Raw genomic sequence first — 6,551 nt, 5'->3', positions numbered from 1 at the left:
GCCGCCGCGCGAAACCGCGCTGGCCGCGACATGCCCTTCCGAGCCGGGCTGCGCGCCGTCGGCAGCGGCCGCCGCGCCGCGATGGCGGCGCGGGAACACCGCGACCAGCCCGGTGCCGAAACCGTCGCGGCGATACACCGCACGCAGGTTGGCGAAGCCGAGCGTGTCGGAGGCGAGCAAGGCCTCGGGCGCCTGCTGGATCTCGGAGGCTTCATAGCCGTGCAAGGCGATGCCCAGTTGCAAGCCGCCGACCTGCAGCGGCGTCGTCCCGGCTTCGCCGCCGCCGGCTTCGAACGCGGCCTGGGCGATCGCCTCGACCGCGCGGTTGTAGTACTGCAGCACCTGCTGCTGGCGCGCTTCGAATACCCGCTGTTCGGGCGTGCGCGCGGTCGCGAACAGATAGGCATAGGCATAGCGCGCGGTGGCGACCGCGGCGCGCGTGCGCGGGTCGGCGGCGATCGCGGCCGGGTCGAGGGCGGCAGGCTCGGCCGCGCCGCGGCGCGAGAACGCGCCGGACTCGGCCGCCTTGCCCACCGTCGCCGGGGACGCGTTCATGCGCAGCAGTTCCAGCTCGGCCGAGCTCGCCAACCATTCCTCCGTCGTCGCCAGCGGACGCAGCGCGCCGATGCACGGGTCGGGCTCGCGCACGCAGGCCGCCGGATCGAGCCCGGCCGAGCTCAACGCCGAGGACGCGGCCGCGCTCAGGCGTCCGCCGCTGAGCGCGTCGAGATTGCGTTCGGCCGCGTAGTCGCCGAAACCGCGTTCTTTGACCTTGACCACGGCGCAACCGCTGCCGGCCAGCAGCGACACCACCAACGACAAGCCGACCAAGCCACGCATAGGCGATCCGATCCGGGGGAATCGGCTGCATTGTCGAGCCCGCACGTCCGCGAGTAAATGCCGCGCCGCGGCCCTGGCCCGTCCACGCCCGCTCACAAACCGCGCCGGCGGTCGTTCGAGTCGTCGAAACCGCCGTCGCCCTTTCCCATCGTCCGAGGCCCGCTCATGAATCCGTCCGAATCCGGCGAGACCGATCTGCACGTCCAGCACATCGCCTGCGCGAACAACGCAGCCTTCGTCATGAGCTTCGCGATCGAGCGCGAAGGCGGCGGCCGCGCCGGCGCCAGCGGCCGCTTCGCGATCCACCAGACCCGCTCCATCGATCTGGCGCAGCTGCGTTTCGGCGATGAGCCGCTACACGTCGGCGACCGGGTGTCGGCGCGCGTCAGCGCCGTCGCCGGCCGCACCCGCAACGGCCCGTCGATCGCCTTCGCGCCCAACGGCCACACCGCCACCTTCAGCGTGCGCGGCACGACCTTGAGCTTCACCATCCGTCGCGTCTGAGGCCCGGCCATGTCCAGTTCCCACGACCTCGACGGCCGGCCGGTCGATTGGCTGCACGACAACGAGAACCTGTCGGTGCGTTTCGGCCTCAACGTCGAAGACCCCGACGCGCAACGCCGCAACCAGGGCGCGCACGTGCGCATGTTCGCCGATGCGCGCCTGCGCATCGCGCCGGACCGACTGTTTGCGAACGTGGTCGCGGCCACCCGCGGCGCGGCGCTGTCGATCGAGGTGCGCTCGCGCGCACTGCTGGGCTTCGGTTTCCGCATCGCCACCGGCGCCGAGCCGGTGGTCGACCGGCTCTACGCGGTGGGCCGTCCCGAGCCCGGCGATTACCGCAGCGCCACGGTGCGCCGGTTCCAGCGCGACAACCAGTTGATCACCGTCGAGCTGATGCGCGCGCGCCTGAGCGATTCCCACGACCGCGACGCGTTGCAGCGGCTGTGGAGCTGCGAGATCTCCACCTGGCAGGTGCGCCAGTTCCTCGACCCGGTCGCCGGCCGCGTCTACGACCATCGCCACCTGCGATTCCCGCGTCCGGCGGCGGCGCCGCGCACCAGCGCGCGCGCCGGCGCCACGCGTTCCTTGAACGGCGGCGAGGGGGCGGCGGCGGCGCGGGTCAACGCCGGCGTGGTCTGGGCCGACGGCAGCGCCGAGCAGCGTTTCGAACGCATCCAGGTGCAAGCCGAGGACGATCCGCTGCGCGAACGCATCGGCCTGCTGCGCGTGCACTTCTTCGTGACCGACGCGGACTGAGCCCCGGCGCCCGCCCGCTCGCGCCGTCGAAACATCAAGACACCGAGACATCCGCATGCTCATCACCATCGCATTCGAAGGCGATTCCGACCGCGACATCGTCCTGCGCCTGGCCGCGGACACACCGCTGCTGCACGTGCGCGAGCAACTCGTCGAGCGCACCGGCATGCGCCCGGCCGATCGCTTCCGGGTCGGCAACGCCAACCTGGATCCGGGCATCGAAGCCGACACCCGGGTGGAAGAGCTGATCGGCGACGACCGCGTGTTGCGGGTGCGCCCGGCGCGCGCCGCACCGGTCGAAGCGCCGGCGCCGGCGCCCGAGCCGGCGCCGGAGCCCAAGCCCGAACCGGCCCCTGCGCCCAAGCCGGCCGAACCCCGACCGGTGCCGACGCCGGCCGTGCCGACCGCGACCCCGGCCGAAGCCGTCTGGGGCCTGCGCAACGACGCCGACGCGCCGGATCTGCTGGCCCAGCTGCAAGTCGCGCTGGCGCCGTTCACCGTGACCACGCCCGACGAATTCACCGCGCTGCCGCTGGACGCGGTGCGCGCGCTGTTCACCGCGCGCCGGCTCGACCGCGGCCTGCGCTTCGGCGCCGATCCGGCCGCGGTCGAGTTCGGCGCGCGCTCGACCCAGTCGCCGGTGGTCTACCGCCATCCGCAGCGGCGTCCGCATTCCGGCGGCGTCGCGTTCTCCGTGCGCTGGACCACCAGCGCCACCGCCAGCCGGGTGCTGCACGAGCTGCATACGCGCAGCATCCACAACGCCAACGCCAGCGGCGGACTCAACGGCTTCGGCCTGGCCGCGAACTTCCGCCGCGACCTCGAGCGCCTGCAACGCAACGAGGTCACCTCGATCCACCTGATCGACGAAATGATCGTGCCCAAGGTGATGCTGGCGCTGGAGCCCGACATCGATCTGGAGGTCGCGCCGGAATTGATCGCAGCCGTGGACGACGCGCTGGCGGCCCGCCGCCGGCGCGACCAGTACGAGGCGCTGCACGAACGGGTGTTCACCGCGTTCGGCTATTTTTTCCCGTGCGAGTCGCTGCTCGGCGGCACCCGCATGCGCACGCTCAGCGTCGTGGCCGAAGACCTGCAGGATCAGGAGCAATTGCTGTCCGGCTTCGGCTTCGGCGCCGCGGCCAAGGAGGTCCCGACCAGCTACGGCCCGGCCAGCGGCGAGGTCGGCTACGCCCACTCCGACACCAGCCTGCGCCGCAATCGACACATCCAGCAGTTGCGCGAACAGGATGTGCGCGCGACCGGCGGCAACCCGGCGCTGAGCCTGAGCGACGAGAACGCCGCCCGCTGGGTCGCCAGCCTGGACGCGGTCGCGCAGTGGGACACCATCGGTCACCGCCGGTTGGTGCCGATCCTGCGGTTCCTGCCGCAGCGCCAGCGCGACCAATGCGTCAGCGTGATCGAGGAGTTCGCCAACGCCCGCGCGACCGCGCAGCACACCGTGCTGGACATGGCCGCGTACGTGATTCCGCTCAACCGCTCCCTGCTCGACGACATCATGTGAGCCGTCGCCGCGCGCAGGTGCGCGAGCCGCCGGCTCGGCCCGAGGCAGCACGATCGCGCCGCACGCCTTCCTTCGCCTTCGCGGTTTCAATGCACTGAAGCAAAAAGAAAAGCCCCGCATCGCTGCGGGGCTTTTCGTTTCGCTGGGACAGCCGATGCGCCGGACTTAGAAGTCCATGCCGCCCATGCCGCCCATGCCGCCGCCGCCCGGCAGCGCCGGCTCGTCCTTCTTCGGCAGCTCGGCGACCATGGCTTCGGTCGTGATCATCAGACCGGCGATGGAGGCCGCGTTCTGCAGCGCGGTGCGGGTGACCTTGGTCGGGTCCAGGATGCCGGCTTCGAGCATGTCGACGTATTCGCCGGTGGCGGCGTTGTAGCCGAACGCGCCCTTGCCTTCGATGACCTTGTTGAGGATGACCGACGGCTCTTCGCCGGCGTTGGTCACGATCTCGCGCAGCGGCGCTTCCATCGCGCGCAGGGCGATGGCGATGCCGTGGTTCTGGTCTTCGTTGATGCCCTTCAGGCCGGCGATCGCGGCCTTGGCGCGGATCAGCGCGACGCCGCCGCCCGGGACGATGCCTTCTTCCACGGCAGCGCGGGTGGCGTGCAGCGCGTCTTCGACGCGGGCCTTCTTTTCCTTCATCTCGACTTCGGTCGCGGCGCCGACCTTGATCACCGCAACGCCGCCGGCCAGCTTGGCCACGCGCTCCTGCAGCTTCTCGCGGTCGTAATCCGACGAGGTCTCTTCGATCTGCGCCTTGATCTGCTTGATGCGCGCCTCGATGCCCGAGCCTTCGCCCGCGCCGTCGATGATCGTGGTGTTTTCCTTCGAGACCTGGATCTTCTTGGCGCGGCCCAGATCCTTGATGGTGGCCTTCTCGAGCTGCAGGCCGACTTCCTCGGAGATCACGGTGCCGCCGGTCAGCACGGCCATGTCTTCCAGCATCGCCTTGCGACGGTCGCCGAAGCCCGGGGCCTTGACCGCGCAGACCTTGACGATGCCGCGGATGGTGTTGACCACCAGGGTCGCCAGCGCTTCGCCTTCGACTTCCTCGGCGACGATCAGCAGCGGCTTGCCGGCCTTGGCGACGCCTTCCAGCACCGGCAGCAGGTCGCGCACGTTGGAGATCTTCTTGTCGTGCAGCAGGATGAACGGATCGTCCAGCTCGGCCTGCATCGACTGCTGGTTGTTGATGAAGTACGGCGACAGGTAGCCGCGGTCGAACTGCATGCCCTCGACGACGTCGAGTTCGTTCTCCAGGCCCGAGCCGTCTTCGACGGTGATCACGCCTTCCTTGCCGACCTTGTCCATCGCCTGGGCGATGAGGTCGCCGATGTTGTGGTCGGAGTTGGCCGAGATCGCGCCGACCTGGGCGATTTCCTTCGAGGTCGAGGACGGCTTGGACAGCTTCTTCAGCTCGCCCACGGCCTCGGTCACGGCCTTGTCGATGCCGCGCTTGAGGTCCATCGGGTTCATGCCGGCGGCGACCGCCTTCATGCCTTCGCGGATCAGCGCCTGGGCCAGCACGGTCGCGGTGGTGGTGCCGTCGCCGGCGTTGTCGGAGGTCTTGGAGGCGACTTCCTTCACCATCTGCGCGCCCATGTTCTCGAACTTGTCGGCCAGTTCGATCTCCTTGGCGACGGACACGCCGTCCTTGGTGATCGTCGGCGCGCCGAAGCTCTTCTCGAGCACGACGTTGCGGCCCTTCGGACCGAGGGTGGCCTTGACGGCGTTGGCGAGCACGTTGACGCCGCGCACCATCTTGGCGCGGGCGTCTTCACCGAAACGAATTTCTTTGGCAGCCATTGTTGCGAACTCCGGAAATAAGGAATGGGGTATGGAAAACGGGAAGGGCGGGGACGGGCGAGCGGGGCGTCAGCGCAAGCGCTCTACGCTTCCCGATTCGCCGGCGCCGGCTCTCAGCCCACGATCGCCAGGACGTCGTCTTCGCGCAGGACCTTGTACTCGACGCCGTCCTGCTTGTAGCTGCTGCCCGCGTACTGGCCGTAGATGACCTTGTCGCCGACCTTCAGCTGCGGCGCGCGCACGCTGCCGTTGTCCAGCGCCTTGCCCGGACCGACGGCGACGACTTCGCCCTTGGTCGACTTTTCCTTCGCGGCGTCCGGGATGATGATCCCGCCGGCGGAGACTTCGTCGGCTTCGATGGGCTTGACGACAACGCGGTCGTGGAGCGGCTTGAGATTCATGGCGACCTCTGTAAGTGGTTGAATTGGTGGATAAAGAACGGGAATTTTAGCAGTCGTCCCCGGCGAGTGCCAATGCCGGGGACGAAAGCGCCCGGCAAGCCGGGACTGGTTCGGAGATAGGGCGCTCCGGACGGCTTTCAAGGGGGGCGGCGACGAATCCTGCATCGGAACGGTGACAGCGGTCGGTCCGTGGGACCGGCCGGCGCCGGGAGAGCCCGCGGACCCCGGAGCTGTTGTGGGAGGGCCTTCAGGCCCGACGCTTTTCGGTCCGGTCTGGCGATCTGGCACAAAGGCGTCGGGCCTGAAGGCCCTCCCACGACAGCTCCGGGCTCGCTCGGCTCAATCCGCCGCCGCGTCCTCGCGCCCCTGCAGGTAGCGGGTCGGCGCCGCACCCAGGTGGCGGCGGAACATGGCGGTGAACGCGCTGACGCTGTCGTAGCCGCAGGCCAGCGCCACCGTCGTCACCGCCTCCCCGGCCGCCAGCCGCTCCAGCGCCCGCAGCAGGCGCGCGCGCTGGCGCCACTGCAGCAGGCTGTAGCCGGTCTCGCGGGCGAAGCGGCGGCTCAGGCTGCGCTCGGACAGGTGCGCCCAGTCGGCCCAGGCGGCCAGGCCGCGGTCGTCCTGGGGCGCGTCGGCCAGGGCCTGGGCGATGCGCAGCAGGCGCGGGTCCTGCGGCAGCGGCAGGCCCAGGCGGTCGGGGCGGCCGGCGTCGGCGCCGG

Annotated in this window: 6 protein-coding genes and 1 pseudogene; 3 read left to right on the top strand and 4 right to left on the bottom strand. The window is 70.1% G+C overall.

The window, feature by feature from the left end; genetic code table 11:
* A pseudogene (locus tag A7A76_RS02610) lies at positions 1-840 on the bottom strand (hypothetical protein); the annotation flags it as partial.
* 165 nt (positions 841-1,005) lie between these two features.
* Here A7A76_RS02610 and A7A76_RS02605 point away from each other — a divergent pair.
* From A7A76_RS02605 to A7A76_RS02595, 3 genes are read left to right on the top strand one after another with little or no spacing between them, the layout of a single operon-like run.
* A complete protein-coding gene (locus tag A7A76_RS02605; protein WP_206409730.1) occupies positions 1,006-1,344 on the top strand; it encodes a hypothetical protein in 339 nt (112 codons plus the stop codon).
* A gap of 9 nt (positions 1,345-1,353) precedes the next feature.
* On the top strand, positions 1,354-2,100 hold the full coding sequence (locus tag A7A76_RS02600; protein ID WP_206409729.1) for a hypothetical protein: 747 nt from the start codon (positions 1,354-1,356) through the stop codon (positions 2,098-2,100).
* 55 nt (positions 2,101-2,155) lie between these two features.
* Positions 2,156-3,625: a hypothetical protein gene (locus tag A7A76_RS02595; RefSeq protein ID WP_206409728.1), complete on the top strand. Its 1,470-nt coding sequence runs from the start codon at positions 2,156-2,158 to the stop codon at positions 3,623-3,625.
* Between the two features lie 165 nt (positions 3,626-3,790).
* On the opposite strand, the gene groL is transcribed toward A7A76_RS02595, so the two are convergent.
* The 3 genes from groL to A7A76_RS02580 all read right to left on the bottom strand — a co-directional run.
* Positions 3,791-5,431: a chaperonin GroEL gene (gene groL, locus A7A76_RS02590; RefSeq protein WP_206409727.1), complete on the bottom strand. Its 1,641-nt coding sequence runs from the start codon at positions 5,429-5,431 to the stop codon at positions 3,791-3,793.
* A gap of 113 nt (positions 5,432-5,544) precedes the next feature.
* Entirely contained in the window at positions 5,545-5,832 is a 288-nt protein-coding gene (locus A7A76_RS02585) for a co-chaperone GroES (RefSeq protein WP_206409726.1), read from the bottom strand.
* Positions 5,833-6,171: 339 nt separating this feature from the next.
* On the bottom strand, positions 6,172-6,551 hold a 380-nt coding region (locus A7A76_RS02580), incomplete at its 5' end, for a helix-turn-helix transcriptional regulator (RefSeq protein WP_241200687.1).

Source organism: Lysobacter enzymogenes (assembly GCF_017168095.1).
GTDB classification, from domain to species: Bacteria; Pseudomonadota; Gammaproteobacteria; order Xanthomonadales; family Xanthomonadaceae; genus Lysobacter; species Lysobacter enzymogenes_D.
Note: the sequence above shows the minus strand (reverse complement) of the source record. Positions and strands in the feature narration are given on the sequence as shown.